General features: G+C 72.6%; 25 protein-coding genes. 11 read left to right on the top strand and 14 right to left on the bottom strand.

The annotated features are described in order from the left end of the window. Positions 1–53 precede the first annotated feature (53 nt). Complete coding sequence (locus DEP02_RS03110) at positions 54–1,673, bottom strand: monocarboxylic acid transporter (protein WP_112465771.1); 1,620 nt, start codon at positions 1,671–1,673, stop codon at positions 54–56. Beyond that, positions 1,670–2,026, bottom strand: a complete 357-nt coding sequence (locus DEP02_RS03105) for a DUF485 domain-containing protein (RefSeq protein ID WP_112465770.1) — start codon at positions 2,024–2,026, stop codon at positions 1,670–1,672. Before DEP02_RS03105 ends, DEP02_RS03110 begins: the two co-directional genes overlap by 4 nt. Positions 2,027–2,295: 269 nt before the next feature. On the opposite strand from DEP02_RS03105, the gene DEP02_RS03100 reads away from it, so the two are divergent. The 4 genes from DEP02_RS03100 to DEP02_RS03085 all read left to right on the top strand — a co-directional run bounded on the left by DEP02_RS03100 (position 2,296) and on the right by DEP02_RS03085 (position 8,007). Continuing rightward, entirely contained in the window at positions 2,296–3,846 is a 1,551-nt protein-coding gene (locus tag DEP02_RS03100) for a S8 family peptidase (protein WP_112465769.1), read from the top strand. A 95-nt stretch (positions 3,847–3,941) separates the two neighbouring features. Then, positions 3,942–5,474 carry a S8 family peptidase gene (locus DEP02_RS03095; RefSeq protein WP_112465768.1) on the top strand — a complete coding sequence of 511 codons (1,533 nt, stop codon included), beginning with the start codon at positions 3,942–3,944 and terminating at the stop codon, positions 5,472–5,474. A 37-nt stretch (positions 5,475–5,511) separates the two neighbouring features. Further along, entirely contained in the window at positions 5,512–6,900 is a 1,389-nt protein-coding gene (locus DEP02_RS03090) for a CoA transferase (RefSeq protein WP_112465777.1), read from the top strand. Positions 6,901–6,999: 99 nt separating this feature from the next. After that, positions 7,000–8,007 carry a CopD family protein gene (locus DEP02_RS03085; protein ID WP_112465767.1) on the top strand — a complete coding sequence of 336 codons (1,008 nt, stop codon included), beginning with the start codon at positions 7,000–7,002 and terminating at the stop codon, positions 8,005–8,007. Positions 8,008–8,038: 31 nt separating this feature from the next. Here the strand turns inward: DEP02_RS03085 and DEP02_RS03080 are convergent, their stop codons facing one another. Then, positions 8,039–8,746, bottom strand: a complete 708-nt coding sequence (locus tag DEP02_RS03080) for a VIT1/CCC1 transporter family protein (RefSeq protein WP_112465776.1) — start codon at positions 8,744–8,746, stop codon at positions 8,039–8,041. A gap of 169 nt (positions 8,747–8,915) precedes the next feature. Here DEP02_RS03080 and DEP02_RS03075 point away from each other — a divergent pair, with 169 nt between their 5' ends. The 5 genes from DEP02_RS03075 (at position 8,916) to DEP02_RS03055 (ending at position 13,765) form a co-directional block, all read left to right on the top strand. After that, on the top strand, positions 8,916–9,902 hold the full coding sequence (locus DEP02_RS03075; RefSeq protein WP_112465766.1) for a DEDDh family exonuclease: 987 nt from the start codon (positions 8,916–8,918) through the stop codon (positions 9,900–9,902). 78 nt (positions 9,903–9,980) lie between these two features. Next, positions 9,981–10,214, top strand: coding sequence for a metallothionein (locus tag DEP02_RS03070; RefSeq protein ID WP_112465765.1), 234 nt, complete (start codon positions 9,981–9,983; stop codon positions 10,212–10,214). Positions 10,215–10,306: 92 nt separating this feature from the next. Next, entirely contained in the window at positions 10,307–11,110 is an 804-nt protein-coding gene (locus DEP02_RS03065; RefSeq protein ID WP_198668268.1) for an SURF1 family cytochrome oxidase biogenesis protein, read from the top strand. Positions 11,111–11,204: 94 nt separating this feature from the next. Beyond that, positions 11,205–13,025, top strand: a complete 1,821-nt coding sequence (locus tag DEP02_RS03060; protein WP_112465764.1) for a glycoside hydrolase family 15 protein — start codon at positions 11,205–11,207, stop codon at positions 13,023–13,025. Then, on the top strand, positions 13,010–13,765 hold the full coding sequence (locus DEP02_RS03055) for an SDR family oxidoreductase (protein WP_112465763.1): 756 nt from the start codon (positions 13,010–13,012) through the stop codon (positions 13,763–13,765). Before DEP02_RS03060 ends, DEP02_RS03055 begins: the two co-directional genes overlap by 16 nt. Before the next feature lie 109 nt (positions 13,766–13,874). Here the strand turns inward: DEP02_RS03055 and amaP are convergent, their stop codons facing one another. The 8 genes from amaP to DEP02_RS03015 form a co-directional block, all read right to left on the bottom strand. Beyond that, on the bottom strand, positions 13,875–14,462 hold the full coding sequence (gene amaP / locus DEP02_RS03050; protein ID WP_112465762.1) for an alkaline shock response membrane anchor protein AmaP: 588 nt from the start codon (positions 14,460–14,462) through the stop codon (positions 13,875–13,877). After that, positions 14,459–15,130 carry a DUF6286 domain-containing protein gene (locus DEP02_RS03045; protein WP_112465761.1) on the bottom strand — a complete coding sequence of 224 codons (672 nt, stop codon included), beginning with the start codon at positions 15,128–15,130 and terminating at the stop codon, positions 14,459–14,461. The genes amaP and DEP02_RS03045 overlap by 4 nt, the downstream gene beginning before the upstream one ends. Then, entirely contained in the window at positions 15,127–15,465 is a 339-nt protein-coding gene (locus tag DEP02_RS03040; RefSeq protein ID WP_112465760.1) for an Asp23/Gls24 family envelope stress response protein, read from the bottom strand. Before DEP02_RS03040 ends, DEP02_RS03045 begins: the two co-directional genes overlap by 4 nt. A 6-nt stretch (positions 15,466–15,471) precedes the next feature. Next, the gene (locus tag DEP02_RS03035; RefSeq protein ID WP_112465759.1) at positions 15,472–15,657 is read right to left on the bottom strand and encodes a hypothetical protein; all 186 of its coding nucleotides are present in this window, start codon (positions 15,655–15,657) and stop codon (positions 15,472–15,474) included. 74 nt (positions 15,658–15,731) lie between these two features. Further along, the gene (locus tag DEP02_RS03030) at positions 15,732–16,229 is read right to left on the bottom strand and encodes an Asp23/Gls24 family envelope stress response protein (RefSeq protein ID WP_112465758.1); all 498 of its coding nucleotides are present in this window, start codon (positions 16,227–16,229) and stop codon (positions 15,732–15,734) included. A gap of 82 nt (positions 16,230–16,311) precedes the next feature. Then, positions 16,312–17,115: an enoyl-CoA hydratase/isomerase family protein gene (locus tag DEP02_RS03025; RefSeq protein WP_112465757.1), complete on the bottom strand. Its 804-nt coding sequence runs from the start codon at positions 17,113–17,115 to the stop codon at positions 16,312–16,314. Positions 17,116–17,248: 133 nt separating this feature from the next. Then, positions 17,249–17,470 carry a helix-turn-helix domain-containing protein gene (locus DEP02_RS03020; RefSeq protein WP_198668267.1) on the bottom strand — a complete coding sequence of 74 codons (222 nt, stop codon included), beginning with the start codon at positions 17,468–17,470 and terminating at the stop codon, positions 17,249–17,251. A 335-nt stretch (positions 17,471–17,805) separates the two neighbouring features. Continuing rightward, on the bottom strand, positions 17,806–19,404 hold the full coding sequence (locus tag DEP02_RS03015) for an ABC-F family ATP-binding cassette domain-containing protein (protein ID WP_112465756.1): 1,599 nt from the start codon (positions 19,402–19,404) through the stop codon (positions 17,806–17,808). Between the two features lie 213 nt (positions 19,405–19,617). Here DEP02_RS03015 and DEP02_RS03010 point away from each other — a divergent pair, with 213 nt between their 5' ends. After that, positions 19,618–20,031 (top strand): VOC family protein, encoded by a 414-nt coding sequence (locus DEP02_RS03010; protein WP_112465755.1) that lies wholly within the window; start codon positions 19,618–19,620, stop codon positions 20,029–20,031. Between the two features lie 19 nt (positions 20,032–20,050). On the opposite strand, the gene DEP02_RS03005 is transcribed toward DEP02_RS03010, so the two are convergent. The 3 genes from DEP02_RS03005 to DEP02_RS02995 all read right to left on the bottom strand — a co-directional run bounded on the left by DEP02_RS03005 (position 20,051) and on the right by DEP02_RS02995 (position 23,912). Next, positions 20,051–21,691, bottom strand: a complete 1,641-nt coding sequence (locus DEP02_RS03005) for a hypothetical protein (protein ID WP_112465754.1) — start codon at positions 21,689–21,691, stop codon at positions 20,051–20,053. Positions 21,692–21,917: 226 nt separating this feature from the next. Next, entirely contained in the window at positions 21,918–23,048 is a 1,131-nt protein-coding gene (locus tag DEP02_RS03000; protein ID WP_112465753.1) for an alpha/beta hydrolase, read from the bottom strand. A gap of 126 nt (positions 23,049–23,174) precedes the next feature. Beyond that, positions 23,175–23,912, bottom strand: coding sequence for a class II aldolase/adducin family protein (locus DEP02_RS02995; protein WP_112465752.1), 738 nt, complete (start codon positions 23,910–23,912; stop codon positions 23,175–23,177). Between the two features lie 154 nt (positions 23,913–24,066). Between DEP02_RS02995 and DEP02_RS02990 the strand changes: the two genes are divergently transcribed. Then, the gene (locus DEP02_RS02990) at positions 24,067–25,332 is read left to right on the top strand and encodes an inorganic phosphate transporter (RefSeq protein WP_112465751.1); all 1,266 of its coding nucleotides are present in this window, start codon (positions 24,067–24,069) and stop codon (positions 25,330–25,332) included. Positions 25,333–25,341: the final 9 nt, after the last annotated feature.

Below are 25,341 nucleotides of genomic sequence, written 5' to 3'. Positions count from 1 at the left end.
CCGCGCCGCAGGGCCCGTGAAGCCCTGCGGCGCGGCCGTCCCGGACGGTGCGCTCAGTGCGCTCCCGTACCCGTCAGGGACCGCACCTCCAGTTCGGCGTACTTGGCGGTGTCCGGGGTCTCCTTGGACAACAGGGTGCCCACGACGCCCAGCAGGAAGCCGACCGGGATGGAGATCAGGCCCGGGTTCTCCAGCGGGAACCAGTGGAAGTCGACGTCCGGGAACATCGACGTGGGCTTGCCCGAGACCACCGGCGAGAACAGCACCAGGCCGACCGCGGTGACGAGGCCGCCGTAGATCGACCACAGGGCGCCGGAGGTGGTGAACCGCTTCCAGAACAGGCTGTAGACGATCGTGGGCAGGTTGGCGGAGGCTGCGACGGCGAAGGCGAGGGCGACCAGACCGGCGACGTTCAGGTCGCGGGCGAGGGCGCCCAGCACGATGGAGACGGCGCCGATGCCGATGGTCGCCCAGCGGGCGGCGCTGACCTCCTGCTTCTCGGTGGCGGTGCCCTTCTTGATGACGTTGGCGTAGATGTCGTGGGCGAAGGAGGAGGACGAGGCCAGTGTCAGTCCCGCGACGACGGCGAGGATGGTGGCGAAGGCGACCGCGGAGATGGAGGCGAGCAGGATCGCGCCCCAGTTGGAGTCGACTCCGCCCAGGTGCAGGGCGAGCAGCGGGGCGGCGGTGTTGCCGGCCTTGTTGGAGGCGATGATCTCGCCGGGCTTGATCAGCGCGGCGGCGCCGAAGCCGAGGGCGAGGGTCATCAGGTAGAAGGCGCCGATCAGGCCGATCGCCCAGATCACGGACTTCCGGGCGGCCTTGGCGGTGGGCACCGTGTAGAAGCGGATCAGGATGTGCGGCAGGCCGGCGGTGCCGAGGACCAGGGCGATGCCGAGCGAGAGGAAGTCCAGCTTGGTGGTGCCGCTGACGCCGTACTTCAGTCCGGGCTCCAGGAAGGCGGCGCCCTTGCCGCTGCTCGCGGCGGCCGTGCCGAGCAGGTCGGAGATGTTGAAGTTGAACTTCAGCATGACCAGGAAGGTGAGCAGCAGAGCACCGGCCATGAGCAGCACGGCCTTGACCATCTGCACCCAGGTGGTGCCCTTCATGCCGCCGATGGTGACGTACATGATCATGATCACGCCGACCAGCGCCACGATGGCGATCTTGCCGCCGTCGCTGGTGATGCCGAGCAGCAGGGAGACCAGGACGCCGGCGCCGGCCATCTGGGCCAGCAGGTAGAAGATCGACACCACGATCGTCGAGGTGCCGGCCGCGGTGCGGACCGGGCGCTGGCGCATGCGGTACGCCAGGACGTCGCCCATGGTGTAGCGGCCGGAGTTGCGCAGCGGTTCGGCGACCAGGAGCAGGGCGACCAGCCAGGCGACCAGGAAGCCGACGGAGTACAGGAAGCCGTCGTAGCCGAACAGGGCGATGGCGCCGGCGATGCCGAGGAAGGACGCGGCGGACATGTAGTCGCCGGCGACGGCGAGACCGTTCTGGAAGCCGGTGAACTGCCGTCCGCCGGCGTAGAAGTCGGCGGCGTCCTTGGTCTGGCGGCCGGCCCAGACGGTGATGACGAGGGTGGCGACGACGAACGCCGAGAACAGGGCGATGATCAGCGGCCGGTGTTCGCCCGCCTCGCCGACGGCAAGGGTGATCGCGGGGTTCATTCTGCGCCCTCCATGCGGGACTTGATGGCCTCGGCCTTGGGGTCGAGCTTGGCGGCGGCGTGCCGCGCGTACCACCAGGCGATGAGGAACGTGGTGAGGAACTGGGCGAGGCCCAGGACGAGTGCGACGTTGATGTTGCCGAAGAGTTCGGTGCCCATGAAGCCGCCCGCGTAGTTGGAGAGCAGGACGTACAGCAGGTACCAGGCGACGAAGGCGACGGTCAGGGGGAAGGCGAAGGAGCGGTAGGAGCGGCGCAGTTCACCGAACTCGTCGCTCTCCTGCACCGCGACGAACTCCTCGGCGGAGGGCAGTGGGGCCTGGGTTTTCGAGGGTGGCGGTGTCTCGGTGGCCACGTCGGTCTCCTCGCGTTGGGATGCGGTTGCGGCAAAGGGGATCGATCGTGCTCGGGGTCCCCGCCCAAGGTCCACGGCGCCGCACGGCGACCGGTTCAAGTTCCTTCGCGTTCTTTCGCAGGCGGTCTGAACAAGTCATTGTCAAGTCATTGCTGGTGGGGGAGACGGCGAGATAGCTTCAGCCTGCACACGCACCACCCGTCATGTACCTGCCCTGGGCAACACCTGTGTCCGGGGAGGGTTCTGCACCCGGATGATGTGGAGACCCCATGGCTCATCTGCGTTCCAGACGCAGGCTCGCACTGGCCGTACCGGTCGTGCTGTCGCTGACCGCGTCGCTCGGCTTCCTGCCCGCCGCGGCGTCGGCGGCGCCCCACGCGGCCCCGGCCGCGCAGGCGAAGGACGCGGCCACGATGACGTACGTCGTCAACACCAAGACGAGCCGTCAGACGGTCGCGAAGGTGGAACGGGCGATAGCCGCGGCCGGCGGAACCGTCGTGACGACGTACGACAGGATCGGTGTCGTCGTCGTCCACTCCGCGAACCCGGACTTCGCCAGGACCATCCGCGAGGTCCCCGGGGTGGACTCGGCGGGGGCCACCCGCACCGCGCCGCTGAGCGCGGCCGGCACGACGGACGTCGGCGGGGTGCAGTACCTCTCCGAGGCCGAGGTCGCACAGCTGGGGAAGGCCGCCAGGGCGTCGAAGAAGCCGAAGGGTTCGGTGCCCCTGGAGCCGCTCGAGGCCGAGCAGTGGGACCTGCGGGCGATCGGCGCCGACAAGGCCGCCGCGATCAACCCGGGCAGCGCGAAGGTCACCGTCGCCGTGATCGACACCGGCGTCGACGACACCCACCCGGACCTCGCGCCGAACTTCTCCGCCTCCCAGTCCGCGAACTGCGTCAGCGGCAAGGCGGACACCACGTACGGCTCCTGGCGGCCGGTGGACGCGGACCACTACCACGGCACGCATGTGGCGGGCGAGATAGCCGCGGCCCGCAACGGCGTCGGGGTCGCGGGCGTGGCGCCCGGTGTGCGGGTCTCGGGCATCACGGTCGCCCAGCCGGACGAGAACCAGTGGTTCTACGCCGAGAGCGTCGTCTGCGCCTTCGTGTTCGCCGCCGACCACGACGTCCAGATCACCAACAACAGCTACTACGTGGACCCGTGGAAGTACAACTGCCCCGACGACGCGGACCAGAAGGCCATCGTCGACGCCGTCAACCGGGCTCAGCTGTACGCACAGCGCAAGGGCACCCTGCACGTGGCCTCGGCGGGCAACTCCAACCATGATCTGGCCGCCAGGTCGATCGAGGACGCCTCCAGCCCGAACGACACCACCCCGGTGACCCGCACGATCGACCCGAAGAAGTGCCTTGACGCACCGGCCCAGCTGCCGGGTGTGGTGACGGTCGCCGCCACCGGTGTGCAGAACCTCAAGTCGTACTACTCCAACTACGGCGACGGCGTCATCGACGTCGCGGCGCCGGGCGGCGACAGGTACCAGATCCCCGACACCCCGTCGGGCAACGGCCGCGTCCTGTCCACGATGCCGAACGGCGAGTACGCCTTCCTGCAGGGCACCTCGATGGCCGCCCCGCACGTGGCCGGTGTGGCCGCGCTGCTGAAGTCGACGCATCCGCGCGCGACGCCCGCCCAGCTGCAGGCCCTGCTCAAGGCCCAGGCGGACAACCCCGGATGCCCGGTCGAGCCCTACGACCCGGACGGCAACGGCACCGTCGACTCGTTCTGCAAGGGCAACAAGCACCGCAACGGTTTCTACGGCTTCGGCGTCGTCAACGCGCTCCGCGCCGTCAAGTGACCGGTTCCGCCCTTCACTTCCTCAAACGAACCCCCCACGTTCCGCATGCCGTGTCGCATGCCGCACTGCAATGGTTCGACAAACTGGAGTTTCACATGAGCGTTCGCCTCAACCGGCGTACCGTCACCATCCCGCTCGGCATGGCCGTCGCCTCCGCTCTCGCGTTCCTGCCGAACGTGGCGTCCGCCGCCGAGGCCGGTCCGCGGGTGCCCGCCGCGCAGAGCACGTCCGCCGCTGACGGGGAGACGCTGAGCTACGTCGTCAACGTCCGTCCCGGGCACAGCTCCGCGTCCGTGCAGAAGGCGGTCGCCAAGGCCGGCGGCACGGTCGTCATCGCCTACGACCAGATCGGCGTCATCGTCGTCCACTCGTCGAAGGCCGACTTCGCCGAGCAGATACGCAAGTACAAGGGGGTCGAGTCGGCCGGCGCCACCCGGACCGCTCCGCTGTCGCCGCAGACGACCACGGAGATGTGGGCGCCGCAGATGCTCACCGACGCGGAGGCGAAGGCCGCGGCCGCGGCGGCCACCGACGGTCAGGAGCCGCTGCAGGAGCTGCAGTGGGACCTGCCGATGATCAAGGCGGACAAGGCGCACGAGGTCACGCTGGGCAGCTCCGAGGTCACGGTCGGCGTGATCGACACCGGTGTGGACGACACCCACCCGGACCTCGCGCCCAACTTCGACCGGGCGGCATCCGTCAACTGCGTGTCGGGCAAGCCGGACACGACCGACGGCGCCTGGCGGCCCAACCCGGGCGAGAGTGCGCACGGCACGCACGTCGCCGGTGAGATCGCCGCCGCGAAGAACGGCATCGGCATGGTCGGGGTCGCCCCGGGCGTGAAGGTGTCCGGCATCAAGGTGTCGACGCCCGGCGGCTGGTTCTACACCGAGGCCGTGGTGTGCGGCTTCGTCTGGGCCGCCGAGCACGGTGTGGACATCACCAACAACAGCTATTACACCGACCCGTGGCAGTTCAACTGCAAGGACGACCTCGACCAGAAGGCTCTGCTGGAGGCCGTGTCGCGAGCCACCAAGTACGCGGAGCGCAAGGGCACGGTCAATGTCGCGGCCGCCGGCAACGACAACTGGGACCTGGCCGGCAAGTCGATCCTCGACGACGGCAGCCCGAACGACGGCACCCCCGGTGACCGGGTGATCGACCCGAAGAAGTGCCTGGACATCCCGGCGCAGCTGCCGGGTGTCGTCACGGTCGCCTCCGTCGGCGCCAAGGGCATCAAGTCGTCGTTCTCCAACTACGGCCAGGGCGTCATCGAGATCGCCGCGCCCGGCGGCGACTCGACCCGCTACCAGACGCCCGACGCCCCCGCCACCAGCGGCCTGATCCTCGGCACGATCCCGGGCGGCGGATACGGCTACATGGCCGGCACGTCGATGGCCTCGCCGCACGTCGCGGGTGTCGCCGCGCTCATCAAGTCGACCCACCCGAACGCCAGGCCGAACCAGGTGAAGGCGCTGCTGGCCCAGGGTGCCGACAAGAAGGAGTGCACGACCCCGTACGACATCAACGGCGACGGCACCGTCGATGCCGAGTGCAAGGGCGGCAAGGGCAACAACTCCTTCTACGGCAAGGGCATGACGAACGCCCTGAACGCCGTGAAGAAGTAGCTGCGGGAACATCAGCCGGTACCGCACAGTGGCGGTCATGACTGATCTTTCCTTCGCGTGGTCCGCGGTGGGTGGCGATCCCGCCCTTCTCGGGCGGGCCACCACCGTGGAGCGGGAAGGCGCGCTTCCGGCGCGCCTTCCCGTGCGGGAGACGGCACGCGCGTGTGTGGGTGCCTGTGCGCTGGCCGCCGCCGAACTGGGCGCGGCGCGGGCGGGGCTCGCCGAGGTGCCGGCGGTGCGGGTCGACGACGGGGCCGTGGCCACGGCGTTCCTCAGTGAGCGGCATCTGCTGGTGGACGGGCGGGCGCCGGTCTCCTTCACGCCGCTGTCGCGGTTCTGGCGGACGGCGGACGGCTGGGTGCGCACGCACGCCAACTATCCGCATCACCGGGAGCGGTTGCTCTCCGCGCTGGGCGTGCCGGACGGCGTGGACCGTGTCGCCTCCGTGCTCGCCGAGCGGTCCGCGCTCGAGGTCGAGGAGGCCGTGTACGCGGCCGGCGGCCTCGCCGTCGCGCTGCGCACCCCCGAGGAGTGGGCCGCGCACGAGCAGGGCGCCGCGGTGGCCGCACGGCCGCTGGTCGAGCGGGAGCGGCTGGATCAGACACACGCGCGCGTACTGCCGCCCGTCCCGGGTGCTCCCCTGCTGCCCGCGGCCGGGCTGCGCGTGCTGGATCTGACCCGGGTGCTCGCGGGCCCCGTCGCCACCCGCACGCTCGCCCTGCTGGGCGCGGACGTGCTGCGCGTGGACGCGCCGGACCGTCCCGAAGAGGCCGGTCTGCACGCGGACACCGGCTTCGGGAAGCGGTCGGCGGTGCTGGACCTCGCGGCCGACCGGGCCGTCTTCGAGGAGTTGCTCGCGGCGGCGGACGTCGTGGTCACCGGGTACCGGCCGGGCGCCCTGGACCGGTTCGGGCTCTCCCCCGAGGCACTGGCCGAGCGGCGGCCCGGGCTGGTCGTGGCCCAGTTGTCGGCGTGGGGCGGGTACGGGCCGTGGGGCGGGCGGCGGGGCTTCGACAGCCTCGTACAGGCCGCCACCGGCATCGCCGCGATCGAGGGCGCGCCTCAGCGGCCCGGCGCACTGCCCGCGCAGGCCCTGGACCACGGTACGGGCTATCTGCTGGCGGCCGCGGCACTGCGCGCCCTGACCGAACAGTCGCAGCAGGGCGGCACCCGGGTGATACGGCTGGCCCTGGCGCGTACGGCGGCCTGGCTGAAGGACGCGGACGCCCCGAAGCCCGCCCACGCCACGGAGGAGGGCTCCTCCTACGACGGCCCCGCTGACGGCCCCGCTCCCTGGCTCACGGAGACCGACAGCCGCATCGGCCGGCTGCGGTACGCCCGCTCCCCCATCGCCTTCACCGACGGTCCGGCCGACTGGCCCCGCCCCCCGTCCCCGTGGGGCTCGGACGCGGCCCGATGGATCTGAGGGGACGGACGGCACGGGAAGTCGTGTCGCGCGGAACGGTGTTGTCCACTTGATGGCGTCCCCTTGCCCCCTTTCGGGGTGGCTGGTGAAGATCCTTGGGTGACGCTCATACCACCGGCCGCCACGGCGGAGGACACGCGCGGGGTCGGGCGGCGGGCCGCGACCGTCCGGACCGTCGCCGTCCTCGTCCTGGTGGCCCTCGCCGCGCTGATACCGCTGCTCGGTCCGTCCGCCGCCCTGCGCGACACCGGGGAGGCCGCCGCGCCCGGGGTCGGTGGCATAGCGGTGTTGCGGACGGTGCTGTTCGCGGCGGTCTGCGTCCCCGTCGGTGAGCTGTTCGTGAAGCGGCTGGCCGCCCGCGTCCCCGAGGCGCCCGGCCGGCTGCCGCCCAGCTGGTCGCCGTACGCGGCCGCCGCCGGTTTCCTCGCCGCCCTGGGCCTGGCCTCCGTGGTGGCCACCGGCAACCTGGTGCCGCACAGCCCGGCCCAGATCGACGTGGGCGGCCTGTACCGGACCCGGGACGGCTCACTGGCCCTGCTGGAGGTCAACGCCTTCCTCGTCATGGGCCTGTGCGCGCTCTCGCGGCGCCCGTCGCGGCAGGTGTGGCCGCTCGCCGCGGTGGTCGTCGCCGAGGCCCTGCGCGCGCACCCCGGCACCGAGAGCAGCCCGTTGGTCGGTACCGCCCTGACCGTCGTGCATCTGCTCTGCGGGGCGCTGTGGGTGGGTGCGCTGCTGTACGCGCTGCGCACGCTGCGGCTGTGGCGCGGCGCGGCGGCGGGCGCCGCCCTGCTGGGCCGCTACGCGCGCGTGGCGGCCGTTCTGCTGGCCGCCGTCACCGCGACGGGCGTGTGGAGCACCCTGCGCCGGATGCCCCCGGACACGGTGCTGCACCAGCTCACGGCGACGGCCTACGGCCGCACCCTGCTCGCCAAGGTGATCCTCATGGCCGGTGTCGCCCTGCTCGCCCTGTGGGCGCGGATCCGGCTGAGCCGGGCCCCCGGCCCGCCGGCCGCGTCCGCTCCCGCCTGGGCGGAGGTCGCCGTGCTCGGCGTGGTGGTCGCGGTGTCGGGGCTGCTGACGGCGCTGCCGCTGCCGATCCGCTGGTGAGCGGTGGGCGGCGGGGTGGGGCGGGGTGCTGTCACACGCCCGCCGCCCCCAGCAAGGTCCCCGCCGCGTAGGTCACCGCCATGGCCAGCGCCCCGCCGCCCACGTTCCGCAGCACCGCCCGGCCGGGCCTGGCCGCGCCCAGCCGCGCGCTGCTCCAGCCGGTGAGGGCGAGGGCGGCCAGGACGGACAGCACGGTGACGCCCAGCCGCCACCCCGGCGGCGGCAGCACGATCGCCAGCAGGGGCAGCAGGGCGCCGACCGTGAACGCCAGGAAGCTCGCCCAGGCCGCGTGCCAGGGATTGGTCAGCTCGTCGGGGTCGATGCCGAGCTCCACGCGCGCGTGGGCCCGCAGCGCGTCCCGTGCGGTGAGCTGCTCCGCCGCCTCCCTGGCCACGTCACGCGACAGCCCCCGCTCCTGGAGCATGTCGGTCAGCTCCCGCAGCTCCGCCTCGGGCTGCTCGCTCAACTCCTGCCTCTCCAGGGCCAGCGCGGCCCGCTCCGAGTCCCGCTGGGTCGACACCGACACGTACTCCCCCGCCGCCATCGACATCGACCCCGCGAGCAGCCCGGCCAGCCCGGCCGTCAGCAGCACCGAACGGGAGTCCGTCGCGCCGGCCACGCCGACGACGAGTCCCGCGGTGGACACGATGCCGTCGTTCGCTCCGAGAACCGCCGCCCGCAACCAGTTGAGCCGCGCTCCGAGCGCACCCCCGTGCGCCTCGTCGTGCGTCGGTTCCATCGGTTCCATCGGTTCCGTCACAGAGCGGAGAATCGCACACTTCGCCCGCCGTGCGGCACTCTGACCGGCGGTCAGCCCCCGTACCGGCCCTTCGGACCACCGTCGGCCGGCCCGGTGCGGGGCCACCGGGGGGCAAGGCTGTCAGTCGGGGACCGTATCCTCAGGGACCATGCTCGAAGACCGCACGCTCGCAGGGTTCTCCGCCACCCCGTGGCCGACCGCGTACCCGAAGGGATACGCGGTCGTCGACGTGGAGACGACCGGTCTGGCGCGGGACGACAGGATCGTCTCCGCGGCGGTCTACCGGCTGGACGCGCGCGGTGAGGTCGAGGACCACTGGTACACGCTGGTCGACCCGGAGCGGGATCCGGGGCCGGTGTGGATCCATGGGCTGACGAGCGAGGCGCTTCGGGGCGCGCCGCTGTTCGCGGACATCGCGGAGGAGTTCGGGGCGCGGCTGGCCGACCGCGTGCTCGTCGCGCACAACGCGGTGTTCGACTGGCAGATGATCGCGCGGGAGTACGCGCGCGCGAAGCGTGAGGCGCCGGTGCGGCAGCGGCTGTGCACCATCGCGCTCGCCAAGGAGCTGGGCCTGCCGCTGCCCAACCACAAGCTGGAGTCGCTGGCGGCGCACTTCGGCGTCGTGCAGCAGCGGGCGCACCACGCGCTGGACGACGCGCGCGTGCTGGCGGAGGCGTTCCGGCCGAGTCTGCTGGCCGCGGCCGCGGGCGGGATGCGGCTGCCGCTGCTGGAGTGCCTGCCGCTGACGGAGTGGTCGGACCGAGCGGTGCCCCGGCAGTCGTCGGGCGGCTACGGCGGCTATCGGCAGAGCAGCTGGCGCCCGTCCCGCAAAAGGCCCGCGTGCCCCTACCCCAACCCGGGCCGCTACGAGGTGGGCAGGCGTCTCAAGCAGGGCATGCGGGTGGCCTTCTCCGGGGACACCTCCACCGACCGCGAGCTGCTGGAGGACCGGGCCGTGGAGGCCGGGCTGCACGTGTCCACCAGCCTGTCCCGGCTGACCAGCCTGCTGGTGACCAACGACCCGGACTCGGGCACGTCGAAGGTGGTCAAGGCGCGGCAGTACGGCACTCCGGTGGTGGACGAGGCGGCGTTCGGGCAGCTGCTGGGGGACGTGGAACCGGCGGACGGCCGCTGACGGGCGTACGGGTGATTGCCGGACGAATCGCCCGCCGCCCGCTCGCCCGCGCGGCGGCCACGGCTCACCCTGTGGCGCATGGCGAGATGTGAAGTGTGCGGCAATGACTACGCAATGACCTTCGAGGTGCACGCCCAGGGCGCGGTGCACGTCTTCGACTGCTTCGCCTGCGCGATCCACCGCATGGCACCGATCTGCGAGCACTGTCGTGTGCAGATCATCGGGCAGGGCGTCGAGGTCGAGGGCCACTGGTACTGCGGCGCCCACTGCGCCCGCGCGGAGGGGAGGGTCGGAATCGTCGACCGCGTGTGAGGACGGCGCGGGCGAGGACAGCGCATGCCAGGACTCCGTATGGGGACACCCCTGCCGAAAACACCCCACGGCCCGGGAGGTACCGTCGTGGGGTGTACCGCTTCCTGTGGACCCGCCAGTGGGTGATCCTCACCATCGTCGCGATCGCACTGATCCCGGCGATGATACGGCTGGGCTTCTGGCAGCTGCACCGCCATGAGCACAAGGTCGCGCTGAACAAGGTGATCTCCGCCTCGATGGCGGCCAAGCCGGTCCCGGTCGAGTCGCTGACCGCGCCCGGCGCGACGGTGAAACACGCCGACCTGTACCGCGAGGTCACCGCCAAGGGCCACTTCGACACCGCGAACGAAGAGGTCGTGCGCCGCCGTACCAACGCCGACGACAAGGTCGGCTACCACGTGCTGACCCCCTTCGTCCTCGAGGACGGCAGGGTCCTCATGGTCAACCGGGGCTGGGTCCCCGCGGACGTCTCGCAGACGGCGTTCCCGAAGATCCCGGCGCCCGAGCGCGGCGAGACCACCGTCACCGGCCGGCTGATGCCCGACGAGACGACCGCGGAGAGCGGCATCAAGAACGTCAAGGGCCTGCCCGACCGCCAGGTGATGCTGATCAGCAGCGCCCAGCAGGCCGACCGGCTCGGCAGGCCGGTCCTCGGCGGCTACATCCAGCTGACCTCGCCCGCGCCCGAGAACGGCAGCCCCCAACTGCTGCCCGCACCCGAGCACAGCGACGTCGGCCCGCACCTGGCGTACGCCGTCCAGTGGTGGCTGTTCGCGGCGGGCGTCCCGGTCGGCTGGGTGGTCCTGCTGCGCCGCGAGGCCCGCGAGCGCGCTCAGGCGGCGGCGAAGGAGGGGGCGCAAGAAGGGGCGCAGGAGACGGAACCGACGTCGGCGTAGCGAAGAGGCACGGGCAGCGAAGAGGTCACGGGCCGTCTCACCCGCGCGGCACGTCCCTGATTGCCGCCCGCGTCCGCCGGGAATCCGGTCATCCGTGCACCCGCGGATCGAGGACTACGCGCTCATCGGCGACGAGCAGACCGCCGCACTGGTCGGCAGGGACGGCTCCGTCGACTGGCTTTGCCTGCCCCGCTTCGACTCCGGCGCCTGCTTCGCCCGGCTGCTCGGCGACGAGGACAACGGCCACTGGCGCATCGCCCCCAAGGGCGCCACCGGCCCCTGCGCCCGCCGCGCCTACCGCCCCGACACCCTGGTCCTCGACACCGAGTGGGACACCCCGGACGGGTCCGTACGCGTCACCGACCTCATGCCGCAGCGCGACCGCGCGCCCGACCTCGTACGGATGGTGGAGGGCCTGAGCGGCCGGGTGACCGTGCGCAGTACGCTCCGGCTGCGTTTCGACTACGGCTCGATCGTCCCCTGGATGCGCAGAGCGGACGACCACCGGGTGGCCGTCGCCGGCCCGGACTCGGCGTGGCTGCGCAGCGAACCGGCGGCCCGCACCTGGGGCGAGGACTTCGGCACGCACTCCGAGTTCACCGTCGCCGCCGGCGAGAAGGTGGCGTTCGTCCTGACCTGGCACCCCTCGCACGATCCGCGCCCGCCGCTGATCGACCCGTACGAAGCCCTTGAGCAGACCGTCGAGGACTGGAGGGCCTGGGCGGCGCGCTGCCGCTACGCCGGCCCGCACCGGGACGCCGTCGTCCGCTCCCTGATCACTCTCAAGGCGCTCACCTACGCCCCCACCGGCGGCATCGTCGCCGCCCCCACCACCTCCCTGCCCGAGGAGCTGGGCGGCGTACGCAACTGGGACTACCGCTACTGCTGGCTGCGCGACTCCACCCTCACCCTGGGCGCCCTGCTGTCGGCGGGCTACCAGGAGGAGGCCGAGGCATGGCGGAACTGGCTGCTGCGCGCGGTCGCGGGCAACCCGGCCGACCTGCAGATCATGTACGGCCTCGCCGGCGAGCGGCGGCTGCCCGAGTACGAGCTGCCGTGGCTGCCCGGCTTCGCCGGCTCCGCGCCCGTACGCGTCGGCAACGACGCCGTCAGACAGCTCCAGCTCGACGTGTACGGCGAGGTCATGGACTCGCTGTCGCTGGCCCGGCGCTCGGGCCTGTCCGCCAAGCCGCACATATGGTCGATGCAGTGCGCGCTGCTGACCTTTCTGCGCGAGGCCTGGCGGCAGCCCGACGAGGGGCTGTGGGAGGTACGCGGCGGCCGGCGCCACTTCGTGCACTCCAAGGTGATGGTGTGGGTGGCCGCCGACCGCGCGGTGCGCACGCTGGAGGAGAACCCGTCGCTGCGTGGCGACCTCGACGACTGGCGGGCACTGCGCGAGGACGTGCACCGCGAGGTGTGCGCCAAGGGCTACGACGCCGAGCGGAACACCTTCACCCAGTCCTACGGCTCCCGCGAACTGGACGCCGCCCTGCTGCTCATCCCCCGGGTGGGCTTCCTGCCGCCCGGCGACCCGCGCGTGCTCGGCACCGTCGACGCGATCCGCGCGGAACTCGGCGAGGGTGGCCTCGTACGCCGCTACAGCACCGACACGAGCAGCGTCGACGGGCTGCCCGGCGGCGAGGGCACCTTCCTGGCCTGCTCGTTCTGGCTCGCCGACGCGCTGCACATGACCGGCCGTACGCAGGAGGCCCGGGAGCTGTTCGAACGGCTGGTGGGCCTCGCCAACGACGTGGGGCTGCTCGCGGAGGAGTACCAGGTGGGCCGCGACGGGGTGCCCGGCCGACAGCTCGGCAACTTCCCGCAGGCGTTCAGCCACATCGGCCTGGTGAACACGGCCCTCGCGCTGTACGGGGGCGAGCGGGCAGGATGGATGCCATGGATCTTGGACTGAAGGACCGGGTGTACGTCGTCACCGGATCGACCCGCGGACTGGGCAACGCCACCGCGCGCGAGCTCCTCGCCGACGGCGCGAAGGTGGTCATCACCGGGCGGGACGAGAAGCGGGTCGCCGAGGCGGCGGCCGAACTGGGCCCGAACGCGGTCGGGGTGGCCGTGGACAACGCGGACCCCGAGGCCGCCGCGCGGCTGATCGCGGCGGCGCGGGACGCCTTCGGCGGCTTCCACGGCGTCCTCGTCAGCGTCGGCGGGCCGCCGCCCGGCTTCGTCGCCGACAACACCGACGAGCAGTGGCAGGCGGCGTTCGAGTCGGTGTTCCTCGGCGCGGTGCGGCTCGCTCGCGCGGCGGCGGCCGAGCTGGAGCCGGGCGGGGTCATCGGGTTCGTGCTGTCCAGCTCGGTGTACGAGCCGGTTCCCGGGCTGACCATCTCCAACGGGCTGCGGCCCGGGCTCGCCGGGTTCGCCAAGTCCCTCGCGGACGAGCTGGGGCCGCGGGAGATCCGGGTGGTGGGGCTGCTGCCGGGGCGTATCGACACGGACCGCGTGCGCGAGCTCGACGCGTTGTCGGCGGACCCCGAGGCCACACGGGCGGCGAGTGAGTCGCGTGTGCCGTTGCGGCGGTACGGGACGCCGCGGGAGTTCGGCCTTGCGGCCGCGTTTCTGCTTTCGCCTGCGGCGTCCTATTTGACTGGGGTGATGCTACCTGTGGACGGCGGGGCCAGGCATGGTTTTTAGCGCCCATTCAGCGGGGTGCCATGTTTTCACGCGTGTGCGGGTCGTTTGTGGCTGGTCGCGCCCACGCGGCAGAGCCGCATGTCGACACAGCCCCGCGCCCCTGGGTAGGTCAGCTCACCCTCTCTGCGCGGTACTTGACGCTGCTCAGTCTTACCTCTGCTGGGAGTGACTGGAGGTTGGCCGAGTCCCTGGCGCGGGTCAGGGACTCGGTCGTGAGGGCGTTCAAAGTGGTCCTCGGGTCCACGTACGGTTCCAGGAGGAGCCGGACGTGGGCCGCGGGGGCGTCACAGCGGCCGGTCAGACGGGTTTGAGCCCTGGTCACGCCGTCCAACTGCTCGGCGTCCGCCGCCAGTACGTCCGCCAGGGCCCGGCCCCGCAGCAGGGCGGTCTCGCCGTCGCCCGTGTCGACCAGCACCTCGGCCAGCCGGCGGCGGCGCAGTACGGCAGCCAGCCACCACAGGGCCAGCAGGAACAGGACGGCCAGGCCGGCGAGGACGGCGGGCCACCACCAGCCGGTCTCGCGCCACCGGGTTCGCTCGGCGGTGGTCAGCAGTACGTCGTGCCGGCCCCGGTGGATCCACCAGGAGGGCGGTCGTGCGCCCAGCCCCACGGCGAGCACCGAACCGCCGCCGACGAGCAGGACCAGTCCGATGACCCCGGTCAGCACCCGGTTGACGATCCTGAGCACCGGTCTCACCCCTTCCGTCCGGGCCGGGTGACGCGCACCGACAGGGCGGGCGGCCGGGTCAGCCCGAGGCCGGCGACCGCGTCGGTGAGCACGGTGTCCAGGTCGGCGCGGACCTCCGCCGGCTCCCGGAAGTGCGAGACCGCGCGTACTGTGGCCCGGCGGCGGCGCAGTCGTACGCGGACCGACCGCACTCCGGAGATCTCCATGGCCCGGTCGCGCAGCACGAGCGCGGCGGCGGCGCGGTGCAGCCCTGCCCGTACGTCGGGGTGGGTGCGCCGCATGGGCAGCAGGCGGCGCAGGCCGGGGGTGACGGCCAGCACGATCAGCCACAGGCCGAGCAGGGCGGTGACGCACGCGCCGACGCGTACCCAGGTGTCGTCCAGGGGGCGCTCGGCCAGTTGCCGGGCCAGTCCGCGGCGCCAGGACAGGGCGGACCGGTCGGCGCGGACGGCCGCGACGTCGTACAGGAACGCGCCCGTGAGGATCAGGAGCAGCAGGGCGACGATGCCGGCGGGCACCCGGCGCGCCGACCAGAAGCGTCCGCCGCGGCCGTCCGCGCCGTGCTGGACGGGCGGGGGTTCGTGGGCGTCGGGGGCCGCGGGCCGTCCGAGGGCGTCGCCCTTCTCGATGACCGGTAGGGGCTGCGTGGTGCTCTCCGAGCCCCGGAACTCGCTCATGGCGTCCTCCCCTGTGCCGCGCCGTGTACGGGTGTCAGGTGCAGCCGCTGCACCCCGACGGCGACCTCCGGCACCCGCATTCCCACCAACGCGCCTACCCGCTCGGCCACTTGACGACGCACCGCGCGGCAGCACGCGCCGATGTCCCGCGGATAGGCGAGGTCGAGGAGGATCCGGACGCGTGCGACGTCGTGGTGCACGACCACCGTGGCCTGCGGCGGTGCGGCGTGCGGCGGCAGCGGGCCGAGCGCCTCGCGGGCCGCCTGTGCGGCGATCTTGGCGACGACGCGGTCGGCGATCGTCGTGGCGCCGCGCTCACCGGGCTCGACGTTCACCGCGGGTCACCGCCGGCGGTCGTCACGGGAGCGGAAGAAGTCGCCGAGTTCCAGATCCCCCTCCAGGAACCGGCCGACGACGAAGCCGATGGCGCCCAGGGCCGCCACCAGCAGGAAGGCGCCGAATCCGCCGAAGTAACCGGCGAAGCCCAGCGCCATGCCGGCGATCATGCCGACCACGGCCATGCTCATCCCGCGCTCCTCAACTGCTCGGCCGGTCCTGTCCTTCGGTGGTGCCGCGTGGTGGCGCCGCGGTCGCCGTCGTGTCACTGGATGCGCGGCTCCGGTTCCTCCTCCTCTTCCTCCGGCAGCTTCACGTCGCCGACGGCGATGTTGACCTCGACGACCTCCAGTCCGGTCATCCGCTCCACCGCCGCGATCACGTTCTCCCTGACCGCTCGGGCCACCTCGGTGATCGACACTCCGTAGTCGACGACGATCTCCAGGTCGAGCGCGGTCTGCACCTCGCCGACCTCGGCCTTCACTCCCCGGGTCACGGACTTCGAACCGCCGGGCACCCGGTCCCGGACGGCCCCGAAGCTCCTCGCCAGGCCGCTGCCCATGGTGTGCACGCCGACGACGTCGCGCGCGGCGAGTGCGGCGATCTTCTCCACCACACCGTCGGCGATGGTGGTCCGCCCCCGGGTGGCGGGCTCTCCCAGTCCGCGCCGGGTCGCGGAGGCCCTGCGGGTCACGGGGGTCTCCGGTACCCCCCGCTCGGCTTCGAGGGCGCTCGTCCGGTCCTGCTCCGTCATGTCGGTCATCGCCGTACGTCCCTTCGGTCGTCGTCCCCGACCCACGGTAGGCGGGCCGACGGGAGCTCGCCCCCGAAGCGGGCGGGAGGGATTACTCCCCGGCGCCGGCCAGGTCCCGCAGGCGTCGGGCCTGGGCCTCGCGTTCGGCGGCGCGCTGCTGCTCGTAGGTGCGTTCCTGGGCGCCGCGCAGCAGTGCCTTGGTCTCGACGACGGCGTCACGGGGCGCCGCCAGGAGTGCGGAGGTCAGGTCCCGTACGGTCGCGTCGAGCTGGTCGAGGGGCACGGCGAGGTTCGCCAGGCCGCTCTGCACCGCCTCCGCGGCACCCACGTACCGGCCGGTGACGCAGATCTCCAGCGCGCGGGCGTAGCCGACCAGCCCCACCAGCGGATGGGTGCCGGTGAGGTCGGGGACCAGTCCGAGGCCGGTCTCACGCATGGCGAACTGCACGTCGTCCGCGACGACGCGCAGATCACAGGCCAGCGCCAGCTGGAAGCCGGCCCCGATGGCGTGCCCCTGGACGGCGGCGACGGACAGGATGTCGTTGCGCCGCCACCAGGTGAACGCCTCCTGGTACTCGGCGATGGTCGCGTCCAGCTCGGCGTCACTGCCGCGCGCGAGATCGACGAACGACGGCTCGCCGTCGAAGCCCTCGGGCGTGAACGCCTGCCGGTCGAGCCCGGCGGAGAAGGACTTGCCCTCACCGCGCAGCAGCACGACACGGACGGAGCCCGGCAGCAGCCGCCCGGCCTCGGTGAGCGCCCGCCACAGGGCGGGGCTCTGCGCGTTGCGCTTGGCCGGGTTGGTCAGCGCCACCGTGGCGACCGCGTCGTCGACGGTGAGCCGTACGCCGTCCTTGTCGAGTACCGGATCGAGGTTGTGCTCGGGCGAAGCCATGGTGCGCCTCCGATGGGTGCGGTCAGCGTGGATGCCCTGCGGGCATCGTAAGTGACTGCACAGTAACCACCCGGCCGGTCGGTGGACCGACCGGGTGACCACCATCGAAAGCCGACGGGCCGCCCGCAGCCGGTCAGACCGACGGGGGCTTTTTGCCCCGTGTCGCCCCGCCACGCCCACGGAGCGTGACGCCCGACTCGCTGAGCATCCGGTGGACGAAGCCATACGAGCGGCCGGTTTCCTCGGCCAACGCCCGAATGCTCGCACCGGCGTCGTACTTCTTCTTCAGGTCTGCCGCGAGCTTGTCGCGCGCGGCGCCGGTCACCCGGCTGCCCTTCTTCAGAGTCTCGGCCACCCGTGCCTCCTCATGGGAAGTGCGCTCTGGTCCCCTCATGATCACCCCTCCGGGCCCCGATGGCCACCCATTCGGCAAGGTCCGTGAGACAGACCTGTGACGACAGGAGCGCATCCCCACGAACGGAATCCGTCATTCCGCACGGTGGTGTCCGTGCCGCTGAACGGGGTCTTCCGCGAAACGCCTGGTCAGCGACGCGCGACGGCCGAGCCCTCGGTTCATAAGGGCTCGGCCGTGAAATCGATGTAGGACACACCTCGATATGAGGAGATCTCACACAGATGATGGATCACCGATGGGCCGAATGATCCATACCCCGTTGATCAGCTGTTCGATCAAGCGAGGGCGACGAGGTCCGCGTAGTCGGCGCCCCACAGGTCCTCGACACCGTCGGGCAGCAGGATGATCCGCTCCGGCTGCAGCGCCTCGACGGCGCCCTCGTCGTGGGTGACCAGGACGACGGCGCCCTTGTAGGTGTGCAGCGCGCCGAGGATCTCCTCGCGGCTGGCCGGGTCGAGGTTGTTGGTGGGCTCGTCGAGCAGCAGGACGTTCGCGGAGGAGACGACCAGGGTGGCGAGCGCCAGGCGGGTCTTCTCGCCGCCGGAGAGGACACCGGCCGGCTTGTCGACGTCGTCGCCGGAGAACAGGAACGAGCCGAGCACCTTGCGGACCTCGACGAGGTCCATGTCGGGGGCGGCCGAGCGCATGTTCTCCAGCACCGTGCGGTCGGGGTCCAGGGTCTCGTGCTCCTGGGCGTAGTAGCCGAGCTTGAGGCCGTGGCCGGGGACGACCGCGCCGGTGTCCGGCTGTTCGACGCCCGCGAGCAGGCGCAGCAGGGTGGTCTTGCCGGCGCCGTTGAGGCCGAGGATGACGACGCGGGAGCCCTTGTCGATGGCCAGGCCGACGTCTGTGAAGATCTCCAGCGAGCCGTACGACTTCGACAGGCCCTCGGCCATCAGCGGGGTCTTGCCGCAGGGCGAGGGGTCGGGGAAGCGCAGCTTGGCCACCTTGTCCTGCCGGCGGACCTCCTCCAGTCCGGACAGCAGCCTCTCGGCGCGGCGGGCCATGTTCTGCGCGGCGACCGTCTTGGTGGCCTTGGCGCGCATCTTGTCGGCCTGGGCGTTGAGCGCGGCGGCCTTCTTCTCGGCGTTGGCCCGCTCCCGCCTGCGGCGCTTCTCGTCGGCCTCGCGCTGCTGCTGGTAGAGCTTCCAGCCCATGTTGTAGACGTCGATCTGGGCGCGGTTGGCGTCCAGGTAGAACACCTTGTTGACGACCGTCTCGACCAGGTCGACGTCGTGGGAGATCACGATGAAGCCGGCTCGGCAGGTCTTGAGGTAGTCGCGCAGCCAGACGACCGAGTCGGCGTCGAGGTGGTTGGTGGGCTCGTCGAGCAGCAGGGTGTCCGCGTCGGAGAACAGGATGCGGGCCAGCTCGATACGGCGGCGCTGACCGCCGGAGAGCGTGTGCAGGGGCTGGCCGAGCACCCGGTCGGGCAGGTTGAGCGCGGCGGCGATGGTGGCGGCCTCGGCCTCGGCGGCGTAACCGCCCTTGGTGAGGAACTCGGTCTCCTGGCGCTCGTACTGCTTGAGCGCCTTCTCGCGGGTGGCGCCCTTGCCGGCGGCGATGCGCTGCTCGTTCTCGCGCATCCTGCGGATCAGCACGTCCAGGCCGCGGGCGGAGAGGATGCGGTCGCGGGCGAGCACGTCGAGGTCGCCGGTGCGGGGGTCCTGCGGGAGGTAGCCGACCGCACCGGAGCGGGTGACGGTGCCGCCGGCGGGGACGCCCTCGCCGGCCAGGACCTTGGTGAGGGTGGTCTTGCCGGCGCCGTTGCGGCCGACCAGGCCGATGCGGTCGCCCCTGGCGACGCGGAAGGTGGCGTTCTCGATGAGGATGCGGGCACCGGCGCGCAGCTCGATACCGGAAGCGGAGATCACGGACAGACTCCAGGGCGGGTGGGGGCGGGATGGGCGGCTGAGGACGTTCCCGCCGTCTAATGCGCGAGGAGAATGGCCATGGGGGGAAGTCTAACGGGGGCGTGCAAGCGGTTTTGCCGTGTGTTCGCGGCGGGGCGTTGTCAGTGGCGGGTGCCACACTGAGCCGCGAACCGGATTCTTCGGCGAAAACCGACGCACGAGGGAGTGATCGGCATGGCAGAGACGGCCGGCGGACGCCCGAGCATGTACCCGACGCTGCTGTACGCGGACGCCAGGGCGGCCGTCAAACAGCTGACGGAGGCCTTCGGCTTCACGGAGCTCTCGGTGTACGAGGGCGAGGACGGCCTCGTCCAGCACGCCGAGCTGGCGCAGGGCAACGGTGCGGTGATGCTGGGCTCGAAGGGCCGCGGCGGCCGCTTCGACGAGGCGATGCGCGGAGCGGGCCCGGCGGGGGTGTACGTGGTGGTGGACGACGTGGACGCCCACCACCGGCGCGCGGTGGACCACGGCGCGGAGATCCTGATGCCCCCGACGGACCAGGACTACGGCTCCCGGGACTACATGGCCCGGGACATCGAGGGCAACATCTGGAGCTTCGGCACGTACGCGCCCCGCATCGAGGGGTGACCCCGCCGTCCCGGCTGCTCTAGCTGCCGCCGGTGTGCACCTGGAAGGCGGCCCGGCGGACGGCCCTGGCCAGGGCCGGGTCGGGGTGGGCGGCGGCGAGGGCGACCAGGACCTGCACGGTGCGGGGGTGGCCGACGGCGCGCACCTCGTCCAGGAGGGCCGGGACGGTGGGCTGCACCGCGGCCTCCATGTGGCGTACGAGCAGGGGGGCCTCACCGTGGTCGGCGACGGCGGCGGCGGTGTCCACCCACAGCCACGTGGCCTCCTCACGGGTGAGGACCCCGTGGGCGTCCTCCGCGTCGACGCCGTCGTGCTCGGCGAGCCACAGCAGGGCGTACGGCCTGAGCGCCGGCTCGTCGAGCACGGACCGTACGTCGGGCTCGGCGGGCGCGCCGACGACCCGCAGCGCCTCGAAGGCGAGCCCGCGCAGCAGGGCGTCCTCGCCCCGGGCGGCACCGAGCAGCTCGGCGACCGCCCTGCCGACGGGCCTGGCCGCCAGCCAGGCCCGGTACTCGGCCCGGGCCGCGTTCGGCCGCAGCTGCGCGCAGCCGCGGAGCATGTCCTCCGCCGACTGCTCGATGTTTCCGGCGGGACTCTGGGCGGCGACACAGATCTGCTCCAGCTTGACCCAGACCGCCCAGCTGCCGAGCGGCGTGAGCGTCGCCTGCCCGCCCCCGTAGGTGAGCGCCCCGACGGACGCGAGCGCCCGCAGCGCCCAGTCGAGCAGAGGCGCGAGCGCGGCACCGCCGACCGGCTCGGCGACGGACGGGGCGGCACCACCGGTGGGGGCGCCGGTCGGCGGTGCCGCGGGGAGCGCCGGGGTGGGGGTGGTGGCGGTGGACGGGGTGCCCTCAACCGAAGGGCCCGCGGGCTCACCGGCCTCGATGGCCGCCGAGGCGGCCGGGTCCGTCGGCCGGTGCGCGGTGCCGGGGCGCGAGCCCCCGGACTCGCCGGCGCCGGTCGTTGCCGGGGCGGCCGGATCCGGATGCCGGTGTGTGGGGGCGGTCTGGGTGGGCTGCGGGTCGTAGGGGATCTCGCAGCGTTCGGTGCGCAGTTCGGTGACGCGCTGCTGGAGGAGGTCGAGGAGCTGGTCGACGGGGACGGGACCGGCGGAGAGCTGGAGGAAGGAGAGGAGCTGGGGCATGGCCGAGACGACATCGGCCACGGCGGCGGGCTCGTGGCCCCCGGGTTCCGGACAGGCGAGCGACCAGGCGTCGAAGAGGGCGACCCAGCCGCGCAGGACGGCGCTGTCGTCGCGGTCCCAGGCACGCAGCCGCCAGCCGGGGCGGGCGCTGCCGCCGTGCACCTCGACCAGGCCGGCGAGACGGGCGGTGTCCCAGTCGGCGCGGACCTGTGCGGCGGCCAGGCCCAGGGCGCCGGCCGCGCGTTCGGCGGACACGTCGGAGAGGGTGGCCTTGCCGTCGTCGGTCGCCCCGTCGTGGCCGGGACCGAGGGCGGCGTCGGCCCAGCGGGCCACACGGGCCGCCCCGGCCAGCCGGGAGCGCGCCATTCCGGCCAGCTCCGCGAGGGCCGGAGTGCCCTCCGGGGGGCGCGGCGCGGCGCGGCGCGGGTGCCGCTGGTTCACGGCTCGGGGGGCGGCGGCCAGGGGTCGTGGGCGGACGAGTCGGAGCCTGGAGTCGCGCGGGATACGGGACGTCACGGGTGCAGTCTTCCGGTTGACGGTCCGAAAACCCAAACGGAATGTCACGCCGGGCGACGGAGATGGCCGAGGGAGGGGCCGGGAAGACGCCGGGGAAGGGTCGGGAGGAGGGCGGCACGACGCCATCAGGCCAGGGCCGAAGCCCGTCGGAGGCCGCGGTCACCGGCCGAAACGGAACCCGGCCGGCCCGGCCCGCCGGCCCGTGGGTCTCCCCTGCCGCACCGGCTCACATCAGCGGCGTCAGGAAGCGCCGCAGCGCCTCCTCGTACCCCTCCGGGTCGGCGTTCCACATCGCGCCGTGCGGAGCGTCCCGCACCGTGTTCAGGGCGACCAGGTTGGGGCGGCGGTCGGCGAGGCGACGGGAGAGCTGCCAGGGGGCCACCTGGTCGCCGGGGCCGTGGAAGATCAGCGTCGGCACCGTGAACCCCTCGGGGTCGGTCGCCTCCGCGAGCCGGTCGCCGTAGAACCCGGCGCGCCCCTGTGCGGCGCGCACCGCGAGCGGCAGCAGCGGCCCCGGGGTGTGCCGGGCCCGGGCCAGGGCCCGCACCGTGACCTCCCAGCTGAGCACCGGGGAGTCCAGCACCAGCCCGGAGACGTACTCGCGCAGCTGCGAGTGGCGGGCGGCCCGCAGGGCCATCGTGGCGCCGGTGGACCAGCCGAGCAGGACGACCCGCTCGGCCCCGTTCCGCACCGCGTGGCGGATCGCCGCGTCCAGGTCGCGCCACTCGGTCTCGCCGAGGTGGTTGAGCCCGTCCGGGGAGCGGGGCGCGCCGGCGTCGCCGCGGTAGGCGAGGGCCAGCACCGGGAAGTGTCGGCCGTGCAGGAACCTCATGACGTTCATGGCCAGTTCGCGGGTGGTGCCCAGACCGTGCACCGCGATCACCCAGGTCCCGCGCACCCCGCGCACGAACCAGGCGGGCAGGGCGCCGAGTTCGCCCAGGACCTCCACGTCGTCGTGGTCCAGGCCGAGCGCGGAGCGGGGGTTGCCGACGTACAGGTTGGGGGTGAGCCACACCTTGTCGCGGGGATGCAGGGAGCCGTGGGTGACGCGTTCCAGGCGGCGTACGACGGTGTCGGGGCGGTGCGGGGCGCCGGGCAGGACGGGGCCGACCACCGCGTGGGAGCCGTTGCCGGCCAGGCCGTAGGTGCCGGGGCGCAGGGAGGCCAGGTCCCGGGTGAGGGTGATCTGGCCCGCGGCCGTGCCGTGCACGGTCAGCCGCGGTTCGGTGGGCAGCGGCCGGCCCGGGACCGCCTTGAGCGCGGCGTCGCTGGCGAGCCGGCCCGCGGCGACGCTCGTCGCGCCGGCCGCCGCCAGGACTGCGGTGACGGCCGCGGCCGTCGCTGTGACTGTGCGCACAGGACCAGTGTCGGGGCGTACCCGGCCACGGGCCAGTGGGAGGAAGGGTCGGGGTGACATGACCCTGCGAGTTCCACCGGAGAGCGGTGTTCATCCCCGCACCGGCCGCACCGGCCGCACCGGCCGCTACCGCCCCGGCTGCCCGTACGCCCGCAGCCGCTCCCCCGCCTGCGCCAGTTGTTCCGGCGTCAGCAGGGCCGGTGTCAGACCGGGCACGGACGACGCCGTCAGCCACAGGCGGCACATCCACTCCAGCTGGGCGGTGCGGTCGTAGGCCTGGTCGAGGGTGGTGCCGTAGGTGATCGTGCCGTGGTTGCGCAGCAGGCAGCCGGTGCGGCCGGCGAGGGCGTGCAGCATGTTCCGGGCCAGCTCCTCGGTGCCGTACGTCGCGTACGGGGCGACCCGGACGGGTCCGCCGAGCGCGCCGGCCATGTAGTGGATCGGCGGCAGCTCGGTGACGAGCGTGGAGACGGCCGTCGCGTGCACGGCGTGGGTGTGGACGACGGCGCGGGCGTCGGTGGTGCGGTGGACGGCGAGGTGCAGGGGCAGCTCGCTGGTCGGCACCAGTGTGCCGAGCACCTGCCGTCCCTCCAGGTCGACGCCGGTCACGTCGTCGGGGGTGAGCCGGTCGTAGGGGACTCCGGACGGGGTGACCAGGATGGTGTCGCCCACGCGTACGGAGACGTTGCCGGAGGTGCCGACGACCAGCCCGTCGGACACCGTGCGGCGGGCCGCCGCGACGAGCGCCTCCCACGCGCCGTCCACCTCCGCCGCACCTCGCGCGCCCCCTGGGTGCCCCGGTACGTCTTCCCGCTCCCGCCGCTGCTCCGTCACGCACTGCTCTGTGATGCGCTGCTCCGTCATGTCCCGATCCTGTCAGGACACGCCCCGGAAGTGACCGGTATCTCCCCGGTGGATCACAGGAACGGACACCGTGACGACCGCCCCAGTTCATCTTCCGTTCACCCGGGTTACCTACGTTCGACGCGCCCATGACGCTCGAACGATTGCCAGGTAAATGGAAAGCTTCTCGCTGATCCTCGCGATTGTGGTGATCACCGCACTCGCGTTCGATTTCACGAACGGTTTCCACGACACCGCCAACGCGATGGCCACCACCATCTCCACCGGCGCACTCAAGCCCAAGGTCGCGGTGGCCATGTCCGCCGTGCTGAACCTGGTGGGCGCTTTCCTCTCCGTGGAGGTCGCCAACACGATCTCCAAGGGGCTCGTCGACGAGAGCGGCATTCGTCCCGAGGTCATCTTCGCCGCCCTGGTGGGCGCGATCCTCTGGAACCTGCTGACCTGGCTGGTCGGGCTTCCGTCCAGCTCCTCGCACGCCCTCATGGGCGGTCTGATCGGCGCCACCATCGCCTCGGCCGGTGTCAGCGCGGTGCACGGCGGCGTCCTGATCACCAAGGTGCTCATCCCGGCGATCGCCGCCCCGCTCGTCGCGGGCATCGCCGGCCTGCTCTCGACCCGGCTGACGTACCGCCTCGGCAGGAAGTCGGACGGCAAGGCGGCCGAGAAGGGCCACCGCGCCGGCCAGATCGCCTCCGCGGGCCTGGTCTCGCTGGCCCACGGCACCAACGACGCGCAGAAGACCATGGGTGTCATCACCCTCGCCCTGATCACCGGCGGCGCTCTCGCCCCCGGTTCCAACCCTCCCACCTGGGTCATCGTCTCCGCGGGTGTGGCCATCGCGATCGGCACCTACCTCGGCGGCTGGCGCATCATCCGCACCATGGGCAAGGGCCTGACCGACCTCCAGCCGCAGCAGGGCTTCGCCGCCCAGACCAGCGCGGCCACCGCCATCCTGGCCTCCTCCCACCTCGGCTTCTCCCTCTCCACCACGCACGTCGTCTCCGGCTCGGTGATGGGCGCCGGCCTGGGCCGCAAGGGCGGCGTCGTCCGCTGGTCCACCGCGACCCGCATGTTCATCGCCTGGGGTCTCACGCTGCCGGCCGCCGCCCTGGTCGGAGCCGGTGCGGAGGCCGTGACGCGCCTCGGCGACTGGGGCACCGCGGCCGTCGCCGTGTTCCTGGTGGCCTCCAGCGCCGCGATCTGGAAGATCTCCCGCCGCGAGATCGTCGACCACACCAACGTCAACGGCGACACCCCCGTCGACGGCGCCGAGGAGCCCGCCGGCGTGGTCACCCAGGCCATGGCCGCCGTCACCCCGCCCCCGGCCTCCCCGGTGACCGAGGAACTCACGGCGACGATCCCCGCCCCGGCGCCCGCGCCCGTCACGCCCGCGACGACCCCGCCGGCCCCCGCCGTCTGAGCCGGCGGC

Source organism: Streptomyces triticisoli (assembly GCF_003270085.1).
GTDB lineage: Bacteria > Actinomycetota > Actinomycetes > Streptomycetales > Streptomycetaceae > Streptomyces > Streptomyces triticisoli.
The sequence above is the reverse complement of the archived record's forward strand: the minus strand, read 5'-3'. Positions and strand labels throughout refer to the sequence as shown.

Coding starts and splice junctions, on each gene's coding strand:
- DEP02_RS03110 (WP_112465771.1), bottom strand. CDS start 1,673: ATGAACCCCGCGATCACCCTTGCCGTCGGCGAGGCGGGCGAACACCGG.
- DEP02_RS03100 (WP_112465769.1), top strand. CDS start 2,296: ATGGCTCATCTGCGTTCCAGACGCAGGCTCGCACTGGCCGTACCGGTC.
- DEP02_RS03095 (WP_112465768.1), top strand. CDS start 3,942: ATGAGCGTTCGCCTCAACCGGCGTACCGTCACCATCCCGCTCGGCATG.
- DEP02_RS03090 (WP_112465777.1), top strand. CDS start 5,512: ATGACTGATCTTTCCTTCGCGTGGTCCGCGGTGGGTGGCGATCCCGCC.
- DEP02_RS03080 (WP_112465776.1), bottom strand. CDS start 8,746: ATGGAACCGACGCACGACGAGGCGCACGGGGGTGCGCTCGGAGCGCGG.
- DEP02_RS03075 (WP_112465766.1), top strand. CDS start 8,916: ATGCTCGAAGACCGCACGCTCGCAGGGTTCTCCGCCACCCCGTGGCCG.
- DEP02_RS03070 (WP_112465765.1), top strand. CDS start 9,981: ATGGCGAGATGTGAAGTGTGCGGCAATGACTACGCAATGACCTTCGAG.
- DEP02_RS03055 (WP_112465763.1), top strand. CDS start 13,010: ATGGATCTTGGACTGAAGGACCGGGTGTACGTCGTCACCGGATCGACC.
- DEP02_RS03045 (WP_112465761.1), bottom strand. CDS start 15,130: ATGAGCGAGTTCCGGGGCTCGGAGAGCACCACGCAGCCCCTACCGGTC.
- DEP02_RS03035 (WP_112465759.1), bottom strand. CDS start 15,657: ATGAGCATGGCCGTGGTCGGCATGATCGCCGGCATGGCGCTGGGCTTC.
- DEP02_RS03030 (WP_112465758.1), bottom strand. CDS start 16,229: ATGACCGACATGACGGAGCAGGACCGGACGAGCGCCCTCGAAGCCGAG.
- DEP02_RS03025 (WP_112465757.1), bottom strand. CDS start 17,115: ATGGCTTCGCCCGAGCACAACCTCGATCCGGTACTCGACAAGGACGGC.
- DEP02_RS03010 (WP_112465755.1), top strand. CDS start 19,618: ATGGCAGAGACGGCCGGCGGACGCCCGAGCATGTACCCGACGCTGCTG.
- DEP02_RS02995 (WP_112465752.1), bottom strand. CDS start 23,912: ATGACGGAGCAGCGCATCACAGAGCAGTGCGTGACGGAGCAGCGGCGG.
- DEP02_RS02990 (WP_112465751.1), top strand. CDS start 24,067: ATGGAAAGCTTCTCGCTGATCCTCGCGATTGTGGTGATCACCGCACTC.